The sequence below is a fragment of the Pseudomonas lurida genome, assembly GCF_002563895.1.
Lineage (GTDB): Bacteria > Pseudomonadota > Gammaproteobacteria > Pseudomonadales > Pseudomonadaceae > Aquipseudomonas > Aquipseudomonas lurida.
The window spans coordinates 4,839,044-4,860,310 of sequence record NZ_PDJB01000001.1 but is presented as its reverse complement, the minus strand read 5'-3'; the positions used below and the strand labels follow the sequence as shown (position 1 = coordinate 4,860,310).

Here is a 21,267-nt window from a genome sequence, read left to right as displayed (position 1 = left end):
GCGGCGTTGCCCGCAGTAATCATTCACAAAAAGACTTATCCAATCTGTCAGAGGCCTGTTTCATGACTGTGATCGACCTGCGCAGCGACACCGTGACCCAACCCACCCCCGGCATGCTCGACGCGATGGCCAATGCCGTCAGCGGCGATGACGTCTATGGCGAGGACCCCAGCGTCAATCGCCTGGAGGCCGAACTGGCCAAGCGCCTGGGTTTCGCCGCCGCGTTGTTCGTGCCCACCGGCACCATGAGCAACCTGCTGGCGTTGATGGCCCACTGTGAACGCGGTGAGGAATACATCGTCGGCCAACAGGCCCACACCTACAAATACGAAGGCGGCGGGGCGGCCGTGCTCGGTTCGATCCAGCCCCAGCCACTGGAAGTGCAGGCGGACGGCTCCCTGGACCTGAACCACGTGCGCGAAGCCATCAAGCCCGACGACTTCCACTTCGCCCGCACTCGCCTGCTGGCGCTGGAGAACACCATGCAAGGCAAGGTGTTGCCGCTGGAGTACCTGGCGAACGCCCGCGCGTTCACGCGTGAGCATGGCCTGGCCCTGCACCTGGATGGCGCGCGGTTGTACAACGCGGCGGTCAAGCTGGGGGTGGATGCACGGGAGATTGCCCAGCATTTCGATTCTGTCTCGGTGTGCCTGTCCAAAGGCCTTGGCGCGCCAATCGGCTCGGTGCTGTGCGGCTCCACGGCACTGATCGCCAAGGCGCGGCGCCTGCGCAAGATGGTGGGCGGTGGCATGCGCCAGGCCGGTTCGCTGGCGGCGGCGGGGCTGTATGCCCTGGATCACCAGGTACAGCGCCTGGCGGACGACCATGCCAACGCGCAATGGCTGGGGGATGAGCTGCGCAAGGCCGGCTACACAGTGGAGCCGGTGCAAACCAACATGGTCTATGTGCACATCGGCGACCAGGCCCAGGCCTTGAAAGCCTTCGCGGCTGAGCGCGGGATCAAGTTGAGCGCTGCGGCGCGCCTGCGCATGGTCACGCATCTGGACGTCAACCGCGCGCAGATCGAGCAAGTCGTGCAGACATTCGTCGACTTTTCCCGGAAATGACAGTGCAGACCGTCTAATTGACTGTTTCTATCGCATAAACACGCTGTACCACCGGCAAAGGGCCGATATAATGCGGCCCTTTGCCGTCGCTTCGTCTGATGATGTTGCGCACTGGCCTTTGGCCGCAGACTCCGTGGAAGAACCTAATGAAAAGCGCAGAAATCCGTGAAGCCTTCCTTCGCTTCTTCGAAGAGCAAGGTCACACCCGTGTCGCCTCCAGCTCCTTGATCCCAGGCAATGACCCAACCCTGCTGTTCACTAACGCGGGGATGAACCAGTTCAAGGACTGCTTCCTGGGCCAGGAAAAGCGCGCCTACACCCGTGCTGTCAGCAGCCAGAAGTGCGTGCGCGCCGGTGGCAAGCACAACGACCTGGAAAACGTCGGCTACACCGCCCGTCACCACACCTTTTTCGAAATGCTCGGCAACTTCAGCTTTGGCGATTATTTCAAGCAAGACGCGATCAACTTCGCCTGGACCTTCCTGACCGGCGTACTGAAACTGCCGAAGGAAAAACTCTGGGTCACTGTCTACGCCAGCGATGACGAAGCCTACGACATCTGGACCAAGCAGGTCGGCGTCCCGGCTGAGCGCATGGTGCGCATCGGCGACAACAAAGGCGCGCCGTACGCCTCCGACAACTTCTGGACCATGGGCGATACCGGCCCGTGCGGCCCTTGCACCGAGATCTTCTACGACCACGGCGCCGATATCTGGGGTGGCCCACCGGGCTCGCCAGAGGAAGACGGCGACCGTTACATCGAGATCTGGAACAACGTATTCATGCAGTTCAACCGCACCGCCGATGGCGTGTTGCATCCGTTGCCAGCGCCGTCGGTGGACACCGGCATGGGCCTGGAGCGGATCAGTGCGGTGATGCAGCACGTGCATTCCAACTACGAGATCGACCTGTTCCAGAGCCTGCTGGCGGCGGCCGCCAAGGCTATTGGTTGCGCCAATGAGGACCAGGCGTCGCTCAAAGTGGTGGCTGACCACATCCGTTCCTGTGGTTTCCTGATTGCCGACGGCGTGCTGCCGTCCAACGAAGGCCGTGGCTACGTGCTGCGTCGTATCATCCGTCGTGCGTGCCGTCACGGTAACAAGCTGGGCGCCAACGGTAGCTTCTTCTATCAGATCGTCTCGGCCCTGGTGGCCGAGATGGGCGAAGCCTTCCCGGAACTGAAGCAGAACCAGGCGCACATCGAGCGCGTGCTGAAGGCTGAAGAAGAGCAGTTCGCCAAGACCCTGGAGCAGGGCCTGAAGATCCTCGAGCAAGACCTTGCCAACCTGCAAGGCACCGTGGTGCCGGGCGATGTGGTGTTCAAGCTCTACGATACCTACGGTTTCCCGATGGACCTGACCGGCGACATCGCCCGTGAGCGCAACCTGACCCTCGACGAGGAAGGTTTCGAGCGCGAGATGGAAGCCCAGCGCGTGCGTGCACGTTCTGCCAGCGCCTTCGGCATGGACTACAACAGCCTGGTCAAGGTTGACGTGGCCACCGAGTTCACCGGCTACAAAGCCACCAGCGGTGCGGCCAAAGTGGTTGCCCTCTATAAGGAAGGCCAGTCGGTTGACGTATTGAATGAAGGCGATGACGGCGTGGTGGTCCTGGACCAGACGCCGTTCTACGCCGAATCCGGTGGCCAGATTGGCGACTGCGGTTTCCTCAAGGCGGCCTCAGGTCGTTTTGACGTGCGTGATACCACCAAGACCGGCGGCGCATTCCTGCATCACGGTGTGCTGGCATCGGGTAGCCTCACCGTCGGTTCGCCGGTGGACACCCAGGTAGACGCCGATGTGCGCCACGCCACCTCGCTGAACCACTCTGCCACGCACTTGCTGCATGCTGCACTGCGCCAGGTGCTCGGTGAGCACGTCCAGCAGAAGGGTTCGTTGGTGGACAGCCAGCGCCTGCGCTTCGACTTCAGCCACTTCGAAGCGATCAAGCCTGAGCAGATCAAGGCCCTGGAAGACATCGTCAACGCTGAGATTCGCAAGAACACCCCGGTGGAAACCGAAGAGACCGATATCGAGACCGCCAAGGCCAAAGGCGCCATGGCACTGTTCGGCGAGAAGTACGGCGACAGCGTGCGCGTACTGAGCATGGGCGGCGACTTCTCGGTGGAGCTGTGTGGTGGTATCCACGCCAACCGTACCGGCGACATTGCCCTGCTGAAAATCGTCAGCGAAGGCGGCGTGGCGTCCGGTGTGCGCCGTATCGAGGCGGTCACCGGCGCTGCGGCCCTGGCCTACCTGAATGCGGCTGAAGAACAACTCAAGGAAGCGGCCACCCTGGTCAAGGGCAGCCGCGACAACCTGATCGACAAGCTGTCCGCTGTGCTGGAGCGCAACCGCGCCCTGGAGAAGCAGCTGGAGCAGTTGCAGGCCAAGGCGGCCAGCGCTGCAGGCGACGATCTGTCGGCTTCGGCCGTGGACGTCAAGGACGTGAAAGTCCTGGCTGCACGCCTGGATGGTCAGGACGGCAAGGCGTTGTTGGCCCTGGTCGATCAGTTGAAGAACAAGCTCGGCCGCGCAGTGATCCTGCTCGGCAGTGTCCATGAGGATAAGGTCGTTCTGGTTGCCGGTGTAACCAAGGACCTGACTGGCCAACTCAAAGCCGGTGATTTGATGAAGCAAGCCGCCGCGGCAGTGGGCGGGAAGGGCGGCGGTCGTCCGGACATGGCGCAAGGCGGTGGTGTAGACGCCGCAGCCCTGGACGCGGCCCTGGCCCTGACCGTGCCGTTTGTCGAGGCAGGTATTTAAGGCATTGTTAATCGGCCCGTGGTCTAGTCACGGGCTGCTCAATGCTGGTGGATTGGATATTAGGCGCCCCTTTACGGGCTGAGGCGGCTTAGAAATGGCTTTGATCGTACAGAAATTTGGAGGCACCTCGGTCGGCTCTGTCGAAAGAATCGAGCAGGTGGCCGACAAGGTTAAGAAATTCCGCGATGCCGGCGACGACCTGGTGGTGGTGCTGTCGGCCATGAGCGGCGAAACCAATCGCCTGATCGATCTGGCCAAGGCAATCAGTGGTGATCAACAGCCGCTCCCGCGTGAACTGGATGTGATCGTCTCCACCGGCGAGCAGGTGACCATCGCCTTGCTGGCCATGGCGCTGAACAAGCGTGGCGTGCCGGCGGTGTCCTACACTGGCAGCCAGGTGCGCATCCTTACCGACAGCGCGCATACCAAGGCGCGCATCCTGCAGATTGACGATCAGAAAATCCGTACGGATCTGAAAGCCGGTCGCGTGGTAGTTGTAGCAGGCTTCCAGGGTGTGGACGAGCAGGGCAACATCACCACCCTCGGGCGTGGCGGTTCGGACACCACCGGCGTGGCACTGGCAGCGGCGCTCAAGGCCGATGAATGCCAGATCTATACCGATGTGGACGGCGTCTACACCACTGACCCACGTGTGGTGTCCGTGGCCCAGCGCCTGGACAAGATCACCTTTGAAGAGATGCTGGAAATGGCCAGCCTCGGTTCCAAGGTGTTGCAGATCCGTGCGGTGGAGTTCGCCGGCAAGTACAACGTTCCGCTGCGCGTATTGCACAGCTTCAAAGAGGGGCCGGGCACCCTCATTACTATTGATGAAGAGGAATCCATGGAACAGCCAATCATTTCCGGTATCGCTTTCAACCGTGATGAAGCCAAGCTGACTATCCGTGGCGTGCCAGACACCCCGGGCGTGGCGTTCAAGATCCTGGGCCCTATCAGTGGCGCGAACATCGAAGTCGATATGATCGTGCAGAACGTTTCGCACGATAACACCACCGATTTCACCTTCACTGTGCACCGCAACGAGTACGATGCGGCGGAGCGGATCCTGCAGAACACGGCGAAGGAAATCGGCGCCCGTGAAGTGGTCGGCGATACCAAGATCGCCAAGGTGTCGATCGTGGGTGTGGGCATGCGTTCCCATGCCGGCGTTGCCAGCCGCATGTTCGAGGCCCTGGCCAAGGAAAGCATCAACATCCAGATGATCTCCACGTCGGAAATCAAAGTCTCGGTGGTGATCGAAGAGAAGTACCTGGAACTGGCTGTACGCGCTTTGCATACCGCTTTTGAGTTGGACGCTCCGGCCCGACAGGGCGAGTGATGCAGTGCCTGGAAGGCGCGGTTTACCGCGCCTTTCCTTTTTTTGTAGGGCGCATGTTCTTTTGCGCGCGCTCGACAATACTTAGGCGGTAGGGCTATGGCCTTTTTGGCTGTGGGTCGAAGGCCTTTTTTTTGCAGACTGTTGTTCCTGAACTGAAATGCGTGAGGAGAAAGGTATGCTGATTCTGACTCGTCGTTGCGCAGAAAGCCTGATTATCGGTGATGGCGAAATCACCGTGACCGTGCTCGGCGTCAAAGGCAATCAAGTACGTATTGGGGTTAACGCTCCGAAAGAGGTAGCGGTGCACCGCGAGGAAATCTACCTGCGGATCAAGAAAGAGAAGGACGAAGAACCAAGCCTTTAATTTTTATCGTTTTTTATGTTTGCAAACGGGGATGAACGTGGTTAATATACGCCCCGTGTTGCGGAGAGCTGGCCGAGTGGCCGAAGGCGCTCCCCTGCTAAGGGAGTACACCTCAAAAGGGTGTCGGGGGTTCGAATCCCCCGTTCTCCGCCATTATTTGCTTAGTACGTTGCAATCTGGTTTTTTCGGTAAGTTGTTGAAATTACTCGAAAAAATAGCTTTACATAGAGATTGAACGGCCTATAATGCGCGGCAACAAATGCACTCGTAGCTCAGCTGGATAGAGTACTCGGCTACGAACCGAGCGGTCACAGGTTCGAATCCTGTCGAGTGCACCATTTAAGAGTCAGTTGCAGCAATGCAGGTGATTCGGTTACAACCAGTTGTGATCTGGTCTAAAAACACAATCTGCACTCGTAGCTCAGCTGGATAGAGTACTCGGCTACGAACCGAGCGGTCACAGGTTCGAATCCTGTCGAGTGCACCATACAAACAAAAAGCCCGCCTAGTGCGGGCTTTTTGCCGTCTGGGATTTGTGCAGGATTTCATCTTTTTCTCCTGCTCCGATGTGTTTTCCTTTCCCGCTGCGTCGTCGCAGATCATAGATGCAGCCAATGCTCAGCTTTGGCTCGCAAGCGCTTGTTCTTTCCAGTTTTTTAACGTTAAAAGTGGCCGGGCGGTGTATCATTGCGCCCGTCAGCCCCGCCGGGGCTTGTGGAATACCTCCATGGACTTACCCAGTAGTTACTCAGTACCCCGTTTTACCAATCATGAATTGACTGATTGATCCTTCCGGCGTGCCCCGCTGCTGGGAGTGGAGTTCGCCTATGACCGAAGTAGAAGTAAAGAAAACACAAGAAAGCCTGCAGGATCGCCTGGCTCAAGTCATCGAGCTGCTGCAGCGCCAACGCGTGGTCGAAGACCTTACGCACCGCCAGGATGGTCCGAATAACAACCTGGTCGAAAACCTGGTTCACCGGCAAAACCTCGTCGAACTGCAGCGCAAGCTCGACGACCTGCACTCCGCCGACGTCGCCTATATTCTCGAAGCCCTGCCGCTGGATGATCGACTGACCCTCTGGCAGTTGGTCAAGGCCGACCGCGACGGCGATATCCTGCTCGAAGTATCCGACTCGGTCCGTGAAACCCTGATCGCCGACATGGACGATCACGAGCTCCTGGCCGCAGCCAAGGAGATGGACGCCGACGAGCTCGCTGACCTGGCCCCCGAACTGCCCCGTGATGTTGTCCATGAGCTCATGGAAGCGCTGGATACCCAGCAGCGCGAGCGTGTGCGCTCTGCGCTGTCCTACGACGAGGATCAGGTCGGCGCGCTGATGGACTTCGAGATGGTCACCATCCGCGAAGACGTCAGCCTGGAAGTGGTGCTGCGCTATCTGCGTCGGCTGAAAGAACTGCCGGGGCATACCGACAAGCTGTTCGTGGTCGATTACGAAGGTATTCTCAAGGGCGTGCTGCCGATCAAGCGCCTGTTGGTGAATGATCCGGAAAAGAAAGTTGCAGACCTGATGGCCAGCGACACCGTGAGCTTTCATCCCGACGAAGATGCTTACGACGCGGCTCAGGCATTCGAGCGTTATGACTTGATCTCGGCGCCGGTGGTCGACAAGAACGGCAAGCTGATCGGTCGTCTGACCATCGATGAAATCGTCGACCTGATCCGTGAGGAGAGTGAAACCGAAGTCCTCAACATGGCGGGTTTGCGTGAAGAGGAAGATATTTTCGCCTCGGTCTGGCGTTCGCTGCACAACCGCTGGGCCTGGCTGGCCGTTAACCTGATTACTGCTTTTATCGCCTCGCGCGTCATTGGGCTGTTCGAAGGCTCCATCGAGAAGCTGGTGGCGCTGGCGGCATTGATGCCGATCGTTGCCGGTATCGGCGGTAACTCGGGCAACCAGACCATTACAATGATCGTACGTGCGATGGCGCTGGATCAGGTCAGTACAGCCAACTCGTCGCGTCTGTTGCGCAAAGAGCTTGCGGTAGGCCTGATAAATGGTCTCGTGTGGGGCGGGGTGATCGGCGTGGTGGCCTACTTCCTGTATGGCAGTTGGTCTCTTGGTGTGGTGATGACTGCCGCCATGACGCTGAACCTGCTGCTCGCTGCCCTGATGGGGGTATTGATCCCCATGACCTTGGCCCGCCTTGGCCGTGACCCTGCGATGGGTGCCAGCGTGATGATCACGGCCATGACCGACAGCGGTGGCTTCTTCATCTTCCTGGGCCTGGCAACCATCTTCCTGCTTTGATCTCTCATGGTAGGCCGGCTCCCCTTGTAGGGGCTGGCCTGCCAGCGATCGCATCACCTCGCCTTTATACTGACTGAGTACGCCGCTCGGCTCGCCAGCAAGCCGGCCTCAGCGCAATTTCCAGGCAAAAAAAAGCCAGCACATGGCTGGCTTCGGCTTTCAGTTGCAAATCAATTGGCTTCTGCGGCCGCCTCAACGTCGTGCGCGATAAGCGAGACGAGAGCATTTTGCTGGCGGTGGGAGAGCTGACGAAAACGCTGCAGCAGTTCGCGTTCGTGCAGCGACAGCTCGGGGCTGTCCAGGCGCATGCTCAACTCGTCGCCCAGCGCACCTTCCTGAATGAGGCTTTGTTCCAGGCGAGCGATGATTTCGGAGTTCATGCTGCGGTGATGATTGCGAGCCACCTCGGCAATGCGTTCCCGCATTCCGTCTGGCAGACGTACGACGAACTTGTCAGCCGTACGGCTGGAATAAATTGCCTGTTTCAATGGGCGCATATATTTAACCGGTTAGTTCAGGGGAGCGGTTTTTGGAATTGGCCGCAAGATGAGTGTTAAGACAAGGCTCACGACCAAAGTTCAACCTGAATTGCAAAGAGGCCGCATCATGCCTCAGATTTGCCAGTTCCTTGGCGTCAATTCTGTGACAAATATTGAACTGCCTAGAGGCTTTATGCCAGCACTCATTTGCATTTTTGCGGACTGGTTGGAAAACTTTTCAACGCGTGAGTCCGCGAGGGAACTTCCCGTAAGTCCAAGCCACCACAGGGTTTGAGGCCGCATATCGTATAGCAAAGTGGCCTTTTGCCCGTATCTTTAAGACTAGTGGCAATTTGCCGATTAGCGAGAACGAGGCGACATAAGGTAGGGGAGGGTGGAGCGAGGGCGTTAACGCAGGACGGGGTCGAATTTGATGCGACGACCCACGATAAGGGTGATCAGCAAGAGGCTGGCGAACACGCCGCTGGCGATGAAAGCAGTGGTTTGGCCGTCTGGCGACTCGGCACTCAGGCCAAGAAGGCCTGTAACAGCGGTCAGGCACAAAAACAGCCAGGCAAATTTACTCATTAACGACGTCCTCAGAAAACCCAGTGTTCAGATGCGGGCGCGGCCTGGGTGCCTTGGGTCAGGCGTACCGGCGATTGGGCGTTCGGGGTCATCACTGCCAGTTGCGGGCGTTGTTGCAAGTGATGCGGTACGGCCTGGCTGATCTGCGCAGGGTCGTTACTGCCAGTTGATTGAAAATGAAACATGATCAATACAGCCAAGGCGACGGTGTTGAGGGCTAACAGAAGGGCACTGTTCATGATTATGTTCTCCGCTTAACGCCGTGGCTATTGGGTGTGTGGGAGAAGTATTGCAGGTCCCGTGCCAATCTATTAATTCAATAAAATCAAAGGCTTGAGTCTACTTGAAAGAGGCGAAAGGTTGCAATTTGCAATGATGGCATTTTAGCGGAGTGCATTTTGCACGATGCCTGCAAGTGCCTGTGTTTACGGGGCCAAACCGCAATCCATCGAATACGGATTGGCCTACATTCAAAAAGCCTACGGACGACATGACAAAATCCACCCTGACCGTTAACATGCACGCCGTCCGTCGCCACCCCTTTGGCTCGACGGCTGTCATTTGTCCCAGTAGCTCAATTGGATAGAGCATCCCCCTCCTAAGGGGAAGGTTGGCCGTTCGAACCGGCCCTGGGACACCATATAAATAGGGCCTCTCGCGCCACTTTGCTGTCAGCTCACTTATGTTGTGACAGCAGGGTGGCAGCAGAAGGCTAACAATAAGCCCCGCGGGCCAATCGGCCAGCGGGGCTTTTTATTGGGGCATTACTCAGGCGTCTGAGGCTGTTCTTCGTACCGCTCGACCATATCCAAGAGCTGGTTTGAGAGCTCTAGTCGAGTAATAAACGTTTCGCGGCCTAGCTGCCAGGCTATGCCGTCCTGGGAATTGATCGCGGGATATGCGATTGGACTATCATCCGGGGAGCGTGATGCTGCCTCAAATTTTGCAAGAGGAATTCTCAGGCGGTTGAATGCATGTTTAACACCGACCACTTCGTCTTTGAATGGTTGCCCTGCCAATCGCTGAGCCAGCGTTCTGACGAATTCGTAGCCCCCTAGCACCCACAAGTAGGACAGTGTCATTCTGTCAGTGAGTGCAGTAGCGCATTCAATCGTCCCCATTTGTTCTTCAGTCAGCTTCAAAAAAACTGAATCCTCAAACACAAGCCTGCTATCAACGCGTCCTAGGTTTTGAATAAGAATCATGAAAAACGGTTCAATTCTCCCGAATTTGTGCGAAGCGTTAACCCATCTTTTGTAGCGGTCATTATCCATTGCCGGAACTCCTCATTCGAATCATCACAGTGCGGAAGGTAGTGATATACCCGTTTTATCCCTAATGCGTAACACGGTGGTTGTAGAACAGTTCGCGTGCCTCGCCGTCGCACGAATTCCCAGGCCCGCGCCGAGCAGTTCCGTAACACGCTTATGTAAATCGGCGTCCACTGGGCGCCCCTGGTACTTGCCGGCGGCCTTGGCCTTCTCGATGCCCTGGGCTTGGCGGTCGCGGCGCTGCTCGTAATCCTTGCGCGCGATCGCGGCCATCATTTCCACCAGCATTGAGTTGATGGCTCCCAGCATCCGCCCGGTGAACTCGTCGCCCTTGGCGTCCTGCATTCCCTGGTGGCTAGTCGGCAGGTCGAGCGCGACGATGCGCAGGCCCTTAGAGTCGATAGCGGCCTTGAGCTTTTGCCAGTCCTCCACGGGGAGGCGGGAAAGACGGTCTATCGACTCCACCAGCAACACGTCACCCTTGCGCGCATCTTTCAGCAGGCGCAGCAGCTCCGGCCGGTCGGCGGTGGCGCCGCTGGCGTTCTCCAAGTACACGCTGGCGATGACCTTGTTATGGTCGCTGGCGAACTGCTCCAGCAAGGCGCGGGCGCGGCCGGCGTCTTGCTCTTCGGTGGATGCTCGTAGATATGCGCGGATGAACATGATGTGTGCCTGTATCAGTTAGGGCGTTCTACTAATACTGTTGCACTTTGGGTGTTACTTATCAAGCAGAAAGCCCGAAAATGGCAAAATAAGGCTGTATCTGGATAGGCATACCCAATAAACGTGTAGTCTCAAGCATCTTGCCATCACTCAGAGAGAAAACTTTTGGCTCCTAAATTTATTGCGCCTGGCTACAAGCTTGAAGCGTTTACTTGCCTTCATCCCGATTGCTCGACTATCGCAACAATGGAGTGGTCGTCTATGAGCGGGTATCAGGACGGCGGGCATCTCACTTTCCCCTTTCTAGTGTGCAGGTGCAGCCACTGCAAAAAAGACAGCTTATGGGCGGAAAGGAGGGTTGGGCCCGGCTTTTTAATTTTCCCGCCAACTCTCCCTGCGGTAGAGGCGCATGAAGCGCTACCGGAAGACTGCAGGCTTGACTTCGAAGAGGCCCGTGCAATTTGTGATCTGTCTCCTCGCGGCGCGGCGGCAATACTCCGGCTGTGCCTACAAAAGCTCTTGAGACACCTTGGGGGAAGCGGTGATCATATCGACACCGACATTAAACTCTTGGTCTCGCAGGGGCTGGATTCTCATATTCAGCAGGCTTTGGATGTTATTCGAGTAACCGGAAATAACGCTGTCCACCCCTTGGAAATCAATCTTGAGGACGACCATGACAGCGTGACGGTTCTGTTTGAAATGATTAATTTCATCGTCGAGGAGCGCATCAGTCGGCCTCTCAGGACGCAGGATCGATTCGCGAACCTTCCGGAGAAGGCACGCTTGGCGATTGAAAAACGAGATAAGCCGAAGGTGTAGATGTGAGCAGGTCTGCTCGCATTGTATCTGCTCAGAACTGTGGGCCTCTCGCATAGATCAACACACTCTATCAACCTGCCCTAGGGGCAGCCTTCGTTGACGAGACGCTAGCAGCTGGCTTGCTTGCTTTGGGTTTTTGCTTGTCCTTAGCACTGCCAGCTTGGGTGGAGTGCGGGCCTTTTATAGCCACGCGCCTGGTAGTCGTAACTGTGGTCACTGCACCTTTTCGCATTTCAGGCATCGAGGATGGGAGCTGTTCTGCCTCCACCTCCACGAACGGATGGAGCTTTATCTTTACCTTGTGCATCTGAGTTGCTTTCGTTTGGCCGCCAATGTCTGCAACTAGTAACTTTACTCCGGCTTTAGCGGATGCATCTAAGGTGAAAGAGACCTCTAGCTCGACTTCTCCCATTTCAAAAAATGGGTCTTCATTATCCACTGCTGCGCGGAGTTCTTTTTTAACTTCCTTGATGAAGTCTACCAGGCTGATCATTCCTTTCATGGCTCTGCACTCGGGTTTAAAAACTCACGATATCGCATAAAACGTATCGCCGGGAGGCCGTTTTTATAGTTGATCCTCGGCATAAATTCCGGCGCTGATAATCGCCCCGCCCCAGCGCCGGTACCCGCAGCACAGAGGAACCGGGTTGCCCGAAGCAGTGGTGTTTCGTGCTGCGCCAAATGCATACGATGGCGTGTTCTCTGGCGCTGCGCTGGTCTTGAGACCGCCGGCCTGGGGGCTGAGCATTTGAATAACACCGCCGGCAACCATACCCACTCCAGATGCAAATAGGCCGGCTGATACTGGAGGCGCCCAAAACGTGAAGAATGACGCCGCTATAAGAAGCGCACCGACTACCGTTTGCAAAACGCCGGCGCGCTTACTACCAACGATCACCGGAGCGATGATGATGTCGCCTTTGCCTTGAAACCCAAGCTCACCCTCACTGATATTTTTCTTGCCTCGAAAGACAGCGAAAACGAGCCCGCGAGACTTCGCGTTAGACAGAAACCGTTCAAACCCTGGGATCTGCACTGACAGTGCTTTGATGGCCTCAGCCGGCGTGCGGACGGAGAACTGGTAGGACTTACCGAACTGCCGTAGCTGCCCGTACAGTTTGATGGTGGTGAGCGGGGCGTATTCGATTACTGTAGCGGCCATGGGGCCTCCTATGGCTTGGTGGATGGGGCGGGCAGCCCAAGGCGAATGGCGAGCACTGCGCGCGACATATGCGCCTGATCGATGGTCAATTGCTCCTGGCACGGGTCGTAGTTCCACACCCGGTTGTAGATCGCATCGCTGGCCCGGGCGCCTCGGAATGTACCCCTCAGAAGGTCGGCCGAAACCCTGGCCTCTTCCTCGGTGAAGAAGGGGCCGTCGATGGTCACTTGCTGCCCACCACTGACGTGCTGCACCTCCCACACTATGTAGCCGGCATTCGGCCCCTGGATCAGTTCGTAGGGTTTGAATTCCTGCGTTTTGCACGCCTCGGTAAAGCGCTCTAGAAACGTCATGTCTTCTTACTCAAAGAATCAGCCGGCTGATCGGCGCTACCAATACTTGCGTAGCGCACGGAGGGGCAGTTAGGCCGCTTCGGATTGATCAGGAGACGCTTTTGCGGTGGTGCGAGTGGGCATTTTCGCCAGCCATTCGCGAAGTGCTTCGGAGCCCTCACAGCCCGATCGCCACTTCTCAAACCGGCCGGTGTACCCATTCGAATTGGCGACCATACCGCTCAGTGCGACACCAGCATTGGAGGCTGTGGCCAGCACGTCATCGTAGATCGCTAGCATCTGCTTGAGCCCTTCGATGTCTTCGGCACGCGACGCGGCAATACCTGCGCGCGAAAGGCTGTCAGCCGCCTCTGGCGATAGCCCGGAGAGCATTGGGTTTGCCCTGAGCACCGCCTCTACGACGTCGGGGTGACTGCCTGTGCGCGCTTCAGCTACTAGCCGTTGACGCTCCTCCGGCTTGAGGCCTCGCACGATGGCTCGCAGCTCCTGATCAGCCAGGAAACCAACAACGTCCGAGCTTGCGCGCGGCGTGACCGCTGCAAAGCCGCTGGCCACCGTTTGTGCCAACGTGAGCATATCTTTTGCCGCCTTCTCCATCGCCGGCATCAGGGCGGGGATGATTCCATCAATCTGCTCCTTACCCTTGCGCTCAATGGCTGCGGCGTTGAGGTCCTTGTTCTCGCGAATCGAGAGGATTTCTTCTCCGAGGTCCTTGAACGCCTCCAGGGACAATCCCTGCAAATGGCGGACAGACTTCAGCAAGCCACCTGCCTGCCAGGTGCCTTTGGTGCCATCTGGTCGCTGAATATTGAATGTTCTCGCCTCTACCTGGGAGTGCTCGTATTCGGAGTAATGGAGGTTGGCCAAGCCAACTTTGAGGACGGATCGTTTGCCGATTTTCATGGAGTTACCTTTTGATTGTCTGGCCGTGGGGTGGCCGGTTTTTGGACTGAGGATTCGCTCAGGATTTGGAGTAGGGAAACGTTTTCCTGGGCGCCACCGCCGGCTGCTGCTGCGTGCAACTCGTCCATAAGGGCGCTGATCTCTCGCACGTCACGATTGAACTGAGTGAGCCCGGATTGCTGACGCAACTTGGCAACCTGGCTACGAATGTTCATGGCTGGCCTCGATGATCAGTCGGTACTGTTCTGCGACGTGTTTTTTGATGTCCTGCCCGTCTGCCTTTGGCGGGAAGATCCAGGCTCCAGGACTTGGGAATGGCCGCATATCCATCACGCCTACTGGAGCAGGTCGGCGGAGGCTTTCGATTGCTCGGACGTGGAGAATGAACGCCTCTGCCAGATTGGCCGCGTCATAGCTGTTCATGGTGCGCAGTGGGAAGTGCATGACCGTCTGTACGCCCTGGACGGGATAGTTGAACGAATGGCCCACTGTCTCGGGGTAATCCATCTCCCCCTCAACCGCGTCAACCCTGCAGTCCACCACCGTCAACATAACGAGCACTGTCTCTTCGTCTTCGGTGCCGATCTTCTCTGCAATTCGCTTGAGCTCGGCCCGCATCCACTTAATGCTCATTGCCGCATTCCCTCCATCTGTTCGCGGAGTTCTTCGACGGCCTTCTGTAGCTCGGCAACCTCGATGACTCGGGCAACAGCGCCTAGCCCCTCGATCAATGCCTTGCCCTGGTCGGGCGGTAGCTCGCCGGCGGCAACTGCGCGAAGGATTGATTTGGCTGCGCTGGGCAGGTCGGTGTCGTCCAGGTCGAAGCACACTGTCTCGGCAGTTGGCTTGATTGGCGGTACCAGGCGTTCAAGGATCAGACGGCAAGCCTGCATATCGCCTTTCTTGGCCGCTGTCAGAACCTTCTTTGTCACGGCGTCTGCACCTTCTGCGAGTCGGGCGCGCAGCTCTTGCGTCTGGCCGGAGCGGCCGCCGGGGTTACCCGACTGTCCGGGCTTCCATTTGCCGGCTTTATCGCGGTCAGTCATGCGGCGGGCGATTCCATAGCGATGACCGGTTTGTTTTCGGCGAGCGCTATCAGCAGGGCGGATGCTTGAACGCTTCCGTCTGCTGCGGCTTCGCGAAGGCGGCCCCAGGCGGCGGCAACTTCGGATCGAGTTGGTTTGTGCTGGCGTCCTCGGGCGGGCTTAGCTGTGTTCATGGGTGCTGCCTCGAATGGGTTTTGAGTGGCTCAAAAACTCACATTAGGCATGATCTGATCATTTATCCAGTGCTTTTTAGGTGCACTCTAGGTGATACACATAACCGGATTAAACGGGACTGAAATAGTTGGTTTTGGCGGGATTGGAGAGGGTGTTTTTGTTGCAGTAAGTCGAGGATAGGCAAAGTGATACAGGGCTGGGATTTCAGCTCAGTCCGGCCTCAGATTGAGGGTGGGGCGGGGAGGGCTGACCTACCGTTTTGGTATGTCAGGTTCCCGCGCTACGTTTTGCGAGATTTGAAAACGTGGCGCGGATTTGATGCGTCCAGCTTTGGACGCATCTTCCACCAGTGGTGGATCACCGTGTCGTGTGCCTGTTCCGGCCTGCTGTCAGGCTGCGCTAGCTGGGTTTACTCAGGCATGAGTAGTTCGTTGTACTTTTTGGGCACCAACGCAATTTCACCCCATACGAGGCCTGTCGTTGCTAGACCAATGCCGCTACTCGTGATTGTTCCGAAAAACATCACTATGCGGCCTTTAGAATCGTTGGTAATCCCCTTATCTCGGCAAAAGCCGTTGGGAAGCTTCAAATAAAAGTCTTTCACTGCAGGATTGCAAATCAGCCTGGTCATTCGTATTGAGTGATCGGAGCTACCTGCATTGTGACTGGAGAGGATCTTCCCGTAATAAAGACGAGGGGATTGAGGGCGATCCAAAATACTGTAATCGACGTCGGATATTTCTGTGAGCAGCTCTGCGAGCTTGACCGCATGTATTGCACCGGGCAAAACAAAGTACTTGTCTTTGTTCTTCTCAAAGCTTCGGCATATGCCCGCTACTGTGCTGATTTTGCTGGGGAGCTCAAACGATTCGCCCTGATGCCGGCCTATTGGGACTTCAGATAGCGGTCCGTCTACATCTTCGACAGGGGTTTCGTCGTACTCTTCGCCCGGAACCAAATCGATCTCCGGTTTCTCTTGCAAGAACTCCTTAACGACCGCCAGGTGCTCGTGTTCGACGGCCCGCCTCGCTTCCTCCCATGTGTCGTAACGCTTGCCTACGGGCTTCTTCGCTCTAAGTACGCAGGCTACGTGGCTCCACCGCCTCAGGTGGCGATAAAAAGGGTCACGCTGGTTCGTAAACAAGTCTTTTTCTTTGGGGGTGCGCTCGACGTTGGTGAAGCATCCGGGGCAATACAAGGCGCCTCTCATTTCCTCTTCATATTCATCCGGTGCCACACGTCTGCTTGCTTTCAAGACTTCTCGGTTGCCGCCCTCAAATTTCCACCCTGGCAGGTGGTGTGCATAAGCAATCTTCCGTTTGTTCGCCATTGGTCATTCATCCATGTGGGTATGATTGCAAATAGCCACACCCTTTGTGGCAAATCAAGCTAGAAAGTGATGATTGCTACTTTGGTTTAAGGAGGCAGCGATGGGGGAGTCGCTCTCCTCGTCTTGAGCTCAATGGCATCTCTTGCGTGCGCCGGTCGTCAACAGACGAAACGATCCGAGTCGGCTCATTTGGTCTGTCTCGAAGGGAAAGGGAGAGGGCGCCATCTCGGTTCTTGCGGCAAAGGTATGGTGATGTCGACCACTCCACCGCCTGTTGTTTTCCACATTCTGTGATGTTTCCACTACGCTCAGTGAGACCAAATCGTCTCAGTGAGACTAAAGCGTCACACTTCCCCATATCTCAATTGGGAGGTGAAGCGCAGGATTTTGGATGGAGGAGGAGGACTTTTGTATTCACCTATCGTGGCCCAGTGTCAGATAAATAAGGTCGGATAGAGTACGGTGGCGCTTTACTATGCGAGTCGCCGCCGATCCACGAAGTCAAATATCAAGGAGTAGAAAGTGCCTACCCCATCCCTCTATAAAGCAATTCGAGATCACGACTTCTCAGAAACTACCTGCTTCTTGTGTGGTTGTGAGGTAGTAAATAATCAGAGCACCAGAGAACACGTTTTCCCGAAATGGTTATTGCATCATTTTGGGCTCTGGGATAAGCCCATTACGTTGCTAAACGGTACTAAGTTGGCGTATCGACAGTTAGTGATTCCTTGCTGTCAGTCTTGTAACAATGGATGCTTGTCGAGTATAGAGCGAGAGGTTCAAGAGCGATTTGTCAACGGGGCGGCTGAGCTAGTCTCTATGGATCGTGAGCGTCTTCTCGTGTGGGTATTGAAGATTTTCTACGGGCTACTTTACCGGGAGTTGTTTCTTTCCTTCGATCGTAGGCAGCCAGGTGCCGGAAATATTGTGAATGCAGAAGATATGGAGCAATTTCAGTTGCTTCATTTGATTCTGCAGTCATGCCGCGTGCCGATGATATTCTCAATGATGGAAAGTGATATTCCGGCTTCATTATTTGTTTTTGATGTTCAGGAGCCAGAAAATCCCGATATGCGGTTTGATTATAAGGATGATGTTGCTAATTGCACTTTATATTTGAGATTGGGAAAGGTGGGGATTCTTGCCGCCTTTGATATGGGGGCTCAGACTTTTGCAGGAACAGATTTTTTTTCGCGATACCAGGGGCACCCTTTACATCCAGTTCAATTTGGAGAGCTCGGAGCAAACCTATTTATGAAGGCGAGAGTTTTTAATCGAACGCCTAAAGTATTGGTCGGGGAATATTCTCAATTTGTTACCTTCAGTGTTCTTCCAATGGCGGGGATGTCATCGACACCAGTTTTTGGAATTTGGGACGCTGAAGATATGGCTGAAATGCTAATATTTTTTTTAGGCTACTCGTTGGAGGAGGTGATGCCAGTGGAGGGGCGCAATGCCACTTGGTTAGAAAATAGTGACGGCAGCCTTCGATTTATTGGAATGGATACTCCCCCTTGGATTTTATCCACAAACGCATGATTCAAGCCGATCAGTGAGGCCAAATCGTCACACGTTGTGCCTTTTACACTAGGGCGCTATCGAAGTGTTTGAACGAGGAGGAACACTCAAAACTGCTTGTATAGCTAGGTTAGCCTAGTTCCGCCCATTTCTCGTTTAAGCATCTACCGTACTCAGATTAGAGTGCGACTACCATGATCATGCTTCGAGATATCCACGTTTAACGTTCTAATTCAATAAAGGTCAGAACTAATATTCTGACCCTTAGCATGACTTTGGGATTGCTTTGATTTTAATTTTGACTTGCGGGGTTAATTTGGTCAAAAAAATCAATCAGCCTAAATGCGAGATCAGCTGCGTTATTTATAGCGAGCGGGTGGTCTTCTTGTTGTTCTTTGTTGTCCAGTAGGTCTGATATCCCGCGAATTAGTATTCCAGGAATACCGGTATCACTCATAGCAGCTAAAAACCCAAAGCCTTCCATTTCAATTGCCAATGCATCAGCATAGGTTGTAGAAATGGTCATTGCTGATCTACCAGCGGTACTTCCTACTAGTTTTTCTCCGCACGCAATTGGTTTAAAGAACGTTTCATAAGGTTTTGCTATACCCCTATCTCGAGTTAGAAAAGCAGTCGCCAAGGACTCTGCTTTTTGAGAAAGTCCAAATATGCGAGGGCGCGGTAATAGATTGAATTCAGTTTCTTTTCCTGATTCGTAGTTGTATACAAGGCTTGCCACAACTACACTTCCTATTTTCGCCTCTTTGCGGCCCCCTGCGATACCACTAAATATCGTTAGATTTGGTCGCAGTAGGTCTAAAAGTCTTGAGGTGTTAATTGCGGATTTTGTGTTGCCAACACCGACTGAGAACAAGTAAATATTAAGGGTGCCACTTGAGGTTTCGTATAGTCCGCGGGTTACGATGAAGTCGCCATATGATACAGGCGTTGGGTTTAGCATGCGCGCGTAAAACGGAGCTGCCTCTGATTCAAGAGCAGTGACTATAAGGATTGTGCGATCAGCACGATCAGCTGTTTCCCTTGTTTGCATTTCTTCTTCCACTTCAATCCATTGTGTAGGCGATAGGTCGAATTCAACAGCTGTTTGCTGCCAAATTAGTTTAGATGACATACTATGTAAAAATCTTTTTTCAGGTTTTTTGAAGTAGAGTGACAGATCTGCGATTGATGAGCTGGCTAAGGTTGATAATGTCTTTTTCTCAATCATTCTCTCAGTGCAGGCGATCAGTTCGAGGGTGTTGCTTGCTGCCAAGAATCTGCGTGTGACAGTTTGATCAAATTTCAATTCGTCAGGAATAAACGCGAGGATACCTTGACGATCAATTAATAGTTTTGAGTCGTCACTTTGTAGTGGGCTATTCTTATTCGTCACATACTCCACAGTCATTGCAGAGGGGTTTCTATGCCTCGTGAGAAGCTGGACTAAATGGCGCGTACTAGGCAGTTCATTATATGCCCCGATAATGCAATTGCAGATATAGGTTTTTGGCCATTCCGCGGCAGGCTTGAAACTTTTCTTTTGGGGGCTCTTGATGAGCCCTATGATGGACAGAACTATACGCTTTAGCGATTTGTCATTACTGAGTATGCTAAGTTTTAATGTGTCTGTGTTTGCATCAATTGGCAGTGCTTGTCGCTCAATTTCCATTGCCAGTAATTTTTTGCCGTAAAGACGGAATCTAAAGTTGAAACTAATTCCAGATTCAATATTTTTAACTGGAAATTTGTTCCCCTCGAATCCGTATTTTTTGCAAGAAATACGGAGTAGATCGTAAAATCGATTCGTGCAATGCAAGGTTTGAGGGTTGAATGCAAATTCGGTTCTACCGCCTAAAGTACGAATGAACGACTTACCAGTATCAGCATTAAATATAGTTGGCAGTGACGACAGGCTCTCGTCTGGAAGATCGATCAGAACCTTCCAACGCGTTTGGATTATCGCCATAGGCCGGGGAGGCTGGGTTCGAACCAGCCGATAACGTAAAACGCCATAGCGCCCATTGCGCCCCCCCAATGACAAAGAAAACATTTGGATGTTATCGATTACGTTTGCCTGTTACTAGTGTAAAAAATTATTTTTTACTCGAATCTGCGTTTTTTTGTATCGGCCTGCTTAGAACTTCAGTGTGAAAGCACTAGCCGGGCCTGGTCACTTTTTTCGACCTGATCACGAAATCATAAAGTATTTCACCCAGCTCTCCCATCAGCAAAGTTGGGGGCTCAGTTCCGGATCTGTGAGGCAGATTTGAGCAAAAAACGGTGTATCTGCCAGCCTCTAGTTATTTTTCACTGCTTTTGTTGCGTTAGTGCTGACGGCATGGCATTATCTTTCCCTGTCAGCACTAACAGGAGGGGGGCATGGAAGATACGAATATCGCCGCCTGCAAGCGGACCGGTGCGGATCGGCAACGGGACTTCGCAGAACGGCAAAAGGCAGCAGGCTACAAACGTACAACGGTCTGGATTCACGAAGAGACGGCAAAGGAGGGGATCAGGGCAGCACGGGCAGGGCAGCCACTAGAACCGATGGAGTCGAAAGACCCCTTGAGCTGGGCGGCAGGCTGGATCAGCGAGAAGGGTAAACAGTAACCGGCGGAATATTTCGCCGATTGATCGGCTGAGAAATTAGCCGATCAGGTCGATGGTCCCGAACTGGGCCATCTGAGAAGAGGTGCCAAGCCGCTGCGCGAACAGCGGCCTGGCGATCACACGACGCAACCTTGAGAGACACGTCATGCGACTTTACCAAAATATCAGTAACGCCCTGAAAGGCCAAGATAAGTCCGAATTTGTAGGCGAGGGCTCGGTCGCCACTGAGGCGGGCGACTCTAGCGCCTTACACCTGCCCCTCTTCACCGAGAAGCAACGAACCTTAGTGGTTGAGCTCATTCTCGCAGAGCGGCGTTACGCTACCCGGTGGTGGACGCACCTGAGCGAGATGCGGCGGCGTAGGGAGCTCCCTGAGTGGGTTGCGGCGGACATTGGCACTCATGATGAGCATGACCTGCTGCTAGAGAGCAGGGAGGCCGTCAATCAGGCTCTATTCGGCTCGGATGACCTGGGCGGCGATCAGCAATACCGCGCGGTGATGTTGGAGTAGGGCTGGTAAACAACTACACCTTTGCAGCATCAAGG

Annotated in this window: 23 protein-coding genes and 4 tRNA genes; 13 read left to right on the top strand and 14 right to left on the bottom strand. The window is 54.9% G+C overall.

Going from position 1 to position 21,267, the window contains the following annotated elements; translation table 11 throughout:
• The first annotated feature begins 62 nt into the window (after nt 1-62).
• The 8 genes from ltaE to mgtE all read left to right on the top strand — a co-directional run bounded on the left by ltaE (nt 63) and on the right by mgtE (nt 7,802).
• A complete protein-coding gene (gene ltaE / locus ATH90_RS22045; protein WP_034108412.1) occupies nt 63-1,067 on the top strand; it encodes a low-specificity L-threonine aldolase in 1,005 nt (334 codons plus the stop codon).
• A 146-nt stretch (nt 1,068-1,213) separates the two neighbouring features.
• On the top strand, nt 1,214-3,832 hold the full coding sequence (gene alaS / locus ATH90_RS22040) for an alanine--tRNA ligase (RefSeq protein WP_098467258.1): 2,619 nt from the start codon (nt 1,214-1,216) through the stop codon (nt 3,830-3,832).
• A gap of 94 nt (nt 3,833-3,926) precedes the next feature.
• Nucleotides 3,927-5,168 carry an aspartate kinase gene (locus ATH90_RS22035; RefSeq protein WP_010208327.1) on the top strand — a complete coding sequence of 414 codons (1,242 nt, stop codon included), beginning with the start codon at nt 3,927-3,929 and terminating at the stop codon, nt 5,166-5,168.
• A gap of 175 nt (nt 5,169-5,343) precedes the next feature.
• Entirely contained in the window at nt 5,344-5,532 is a 189-nt protein-coding gene (gene csrA / locus ATH90_RS22030) for a carbon storage regulator CsrA (protein ID WP_003175645.1), read from the top strand.
• Nucleotides 5,533-5,594: 62 nt separating this feature from the next.
• Nucleotides 5,595-5,685, top strand: a tRNA-Ser gene (locus ATH90_RS22025).
• A 108-nt stretch (nt 5,686-5,793) separates the two neighbouring features.
• Nucleotides 5,794-5,870: transfer RNA gene (locus tag ATH90_RS22020), tRNA-Arg, on the top strand.
• Nucleotides 5,871-5,942: 72 nt separating this feature from the next.
• Nucleotides 5,943-6,019, top strand: a tRNA-Arg gene (locus ATH90_RS22015).
• Between the two features lie 340 nt (nt 6,020-6,359).
• Nucleotides 6,360-7,802 carry a magnesium transporter gene (gene mgtE / locus ATH90_RS22010; RefSeq protein WP_069078086.1) on the top strand — a complete coding sequence of 481 codons (1,443 nt, stop codon included), beginning with the start codon at nt 6,360-6,362 and terminating at the stop codon, nt 7,800-7,802.
• A gap of 170 nt (nt 7,803-7,972) precedes the next feature.
• Here mgtE and ATH90_RS22005 read toward each other — a convergent pair whose 3' ends face one another.
• From ATH90_RS22005 to ATH90_RS21995, 3 genes are all read right to left on the bottom strand, one after another.
• The gene (locus tag ATH90_RS22005; protein WP_003175643.1) at nt 7,973-8,299 is read right to left on the bottom strand and encodes an Arc family DNA-binding protein; all 327 of its coding nucleotides are present in this window, start codon (nt 8,297-8,299) and stop codon (nt 7,973-7,975) included.
• Nucleotides 8,300-8,689: 390 nt separating this feature from the next.
• Nucleotides 8,690-8,869, bottom strand: a complete 180-nt coding sequence (locus ATH90_RS22000) for a PA3371 family protein (RefSeq protein ID WP_098467257.1) — start codon at nt 8,867-8,869, stop codon at nt 8,690-8,692.
• A gap of 11 nt (nt 8,870-8,880) precedes the next feature.
• Nucleotides 8,881-9,108: a hypothetical protein gene (locus ATH90_RS21995; protein WP_034108403.1), complete on the bottom strand. Its 228-nt coding sequence runs from the start codon at nt 9,106-9,108 to the stop codon at nt 8,881-8,883.
• 324 nt (nt 9,109-9,432) lie between these two features.
• On the opposite strand from ATH90_RS21995, the gene ATH90_RS21990 reads away from it, so the two are divergent.
• A tRNA-Arg gene (locus ATH90_RS21990) sits at nt 9,433-9,509 on the top strand.
• A 124-nt stretch (nt 9,510-9,633) separates the two neighbouring features.
• Here ATH90_RS21990 and ATH90_RS21985 read toward each other — a convergent pair.
• On the bottom strand, nt 9,634-10,143 hold the full coding sequence (locus ATH90_RS21985) for a hypothetical protein (RefSeq protein WP_098467256.1): 510 nt from the start codon (nt 10,141-10,143) through the stop codon (nt 9,634-9,636).
• Nucleotides 10,144-10,167: 24 nt separating this feature from the next.
• Nucleotides 10,168-10,803, bottom strand: a complete 636-nt coding sequence (locus tag ATH90_RS21980) for a recombinase family protein (protein ID WP_098467255.1) — start codon at nt 10,801-10,803, stop codon at nt 10,168-10,170.
• Between the two features lie 261 nt (nt 10,804-11,064).
• Between ATH90_RS21980 and ATH90_RS21975 the strand changes: the two genes are divergently transcribed.
• Entirely contained in the window at nt 11,065-11,625 is a 561-nt protein-coding gene (locus tag ATH90_RS21975) for a DUF4145 domain-containing protein (RefSeq protein ID WP_244906003.1), read from the top strand.
• A gap of 70 nt (nt 11,626-11,695) precedes the next feature.
• Here the strand turns inward: ATH90_RS21975 and ATH90_RS21970 are convergent, their stop codons facing one another.
• The 8 genes from ATH90_RS21970 to ATH90_RS21935 all read right to left on the bottom strand — a co-directional run bounded on the left by ATH90_RS21970 (nt 11,696) and on the right by ATH90_RS21935 (nt 16,593).
• Entirely contained in the window at nt 11,696-12,127 is a 432-nt protein-coding gene (locus ATH90_RS21970) for a trypco2 family protein (protein WP_141537513.1), read from the bottom strand.
• A gap of 63 nt (nt 12,128-12,190) precedes the next feature.
• Nucleotides 12,191-12,787 carry a tail assembly protein gene (locus ATH90_RS21965; RefSeq protein WP_098467252.1) on the bottom strand — a complete coding sequence of 199 codons (597 nt, stop codon included), beginning with the start codon at nt 12,785-12,787 and terminating at the stop codon, nt 12,191-12,193.
• A gap of 8 nt (nt 12,788-12,795) precedes the next feature.
• Nucleotides 12,796-13,140, bottom strand: coding sequence for a hypothetical protein (locus ATH90_RS21960; RefSeq protein ID WP_098467251.1), 345 nt, complete (start codon nt 13,138-13,140; stop codon nt 12,796-12,798).
• 69 nt (nt 13,141-13,209) lie between these two features.
• Nucleotides 13,210-14,043, bottom strand: a complete 834-nt coding sequence (locus ATH90_RS21955) for a hypothetical protein (protein WP_098467250.1) — start codon at nt 14,041-14,043, stop codon at nt 13,210-13,212.
• A complete protein-coding gene (locus ATH90_RS21950; RefSeq protein ID WP_098467249.1) occupies nt 14,040-14,258 on the bottom strand; it encodes a hypothetical protein in 219 nt (72 codons plus the stop codon). Before ATH90_RS21950 ends, ATH90_RS21955 begins: the two co-directional genes overlap by 4 nt.
• Entirely contained in the window at nt 14,245-14,676 is a 432-nt protein-coding gene (locus ATH90_RS21945; RefSeq protein WP_098467248.1) for a hypothetical protein, read from the bottom strand. Before ATH90_RS21945 ends, ATH90_RS21950 begins: the two co-directional genes overlap by 14 nt.
• Nucleotides 14,673-15,089 (bottom strand): DUF5681 domain-containing protein, encoded by a 417-nt coding sequence (locus ATH90_RS21940; protein WP_017529439.1) that lies wholly within the window; start codon nt 15,087-15,089, stop codon nt 14,673-14,675. Before ATH90_RS21940 ends, ATH90_RS21945 begins: the two co-directional genes overlap by 4 nt.
• A gap of 583 nt (nt 15,090-15,672) precedes the next feature.
• Nucleotides 15,673-16,593: a hypothetical protein gene (locus tag ATH90_RS21935; protein ID WP_092359521.1), complete on the bottom strand. Its 921-nt coding sequence runs from the start codon at nt 16,591-16,593 to the stop codon at nt 15,673-15,675.
• Between the two features lie 819 nt (nt 16,594-17,412).
• Here ATH90_RS21935 and ATH90_RS21930 point away from each other — a divergent pair.
• Nucleotides 17,413-18,132, top strand: a complete 720-nt coding sequence (locus ATH90_RS21930; protein WP_098467247.1) for a hypothetical protein — start codon at nt 17,413-17,415, stop codon at nt 18,130-18,132.
• A gap of 271 nt (nt 18,133-18,403) precedes the next feature.
• On the opposite strand, the gene ATH90_RS21925 is transcribed toward ATH90_RS21930, so the two are convergent.
• Nucleotides 18,404-20,161 (bottom strand): 5'-methylthioadenosine/S-adenosylhomocysteine nucleosidase family protein, encoded by a 1,758-nt coding sequence (locus ATH90_RS21925; RefSeq protein WP_098467246.1) that lies wholly within the window; start codon nt 20,159-20,161, stop codon nt 18,404-18,406.
• A 329-nt stretch (nt 20,162-20,490) separates the two neighbouring features.
• On the opposite strand from ATH90_RS21925, the gene ATH90_RS21920 reads away from it, so the two are divergent.
• Nucleotides 20,491-20,721 carry a hypothetical protein gene (locus tag ATH90_RS21920; RefSeq protein ID WP_098467245.1) on the top strand — a complete coding sequence of 77 codons (231 nt, stop codon included), beginning with the start codon at nt 20,491-20,493 and terminating at the stop codon, nt 20,719-20,721.
• 145 nt (nt 20,722-20,866) lie between these two features.
• Nucleotides 20,867-21,232 (top strand): hypothetical protein, encoded by a 366-nt coding sequence (locus ATH90_RS29665; protein WP_244906002.1) that lies wholly within the window; start codon nt 20,867-20,869, stop codon nt 21,230-21,232.
• Nucleotides 21,233-21,267: the final 35 nt, after the last annotated feature.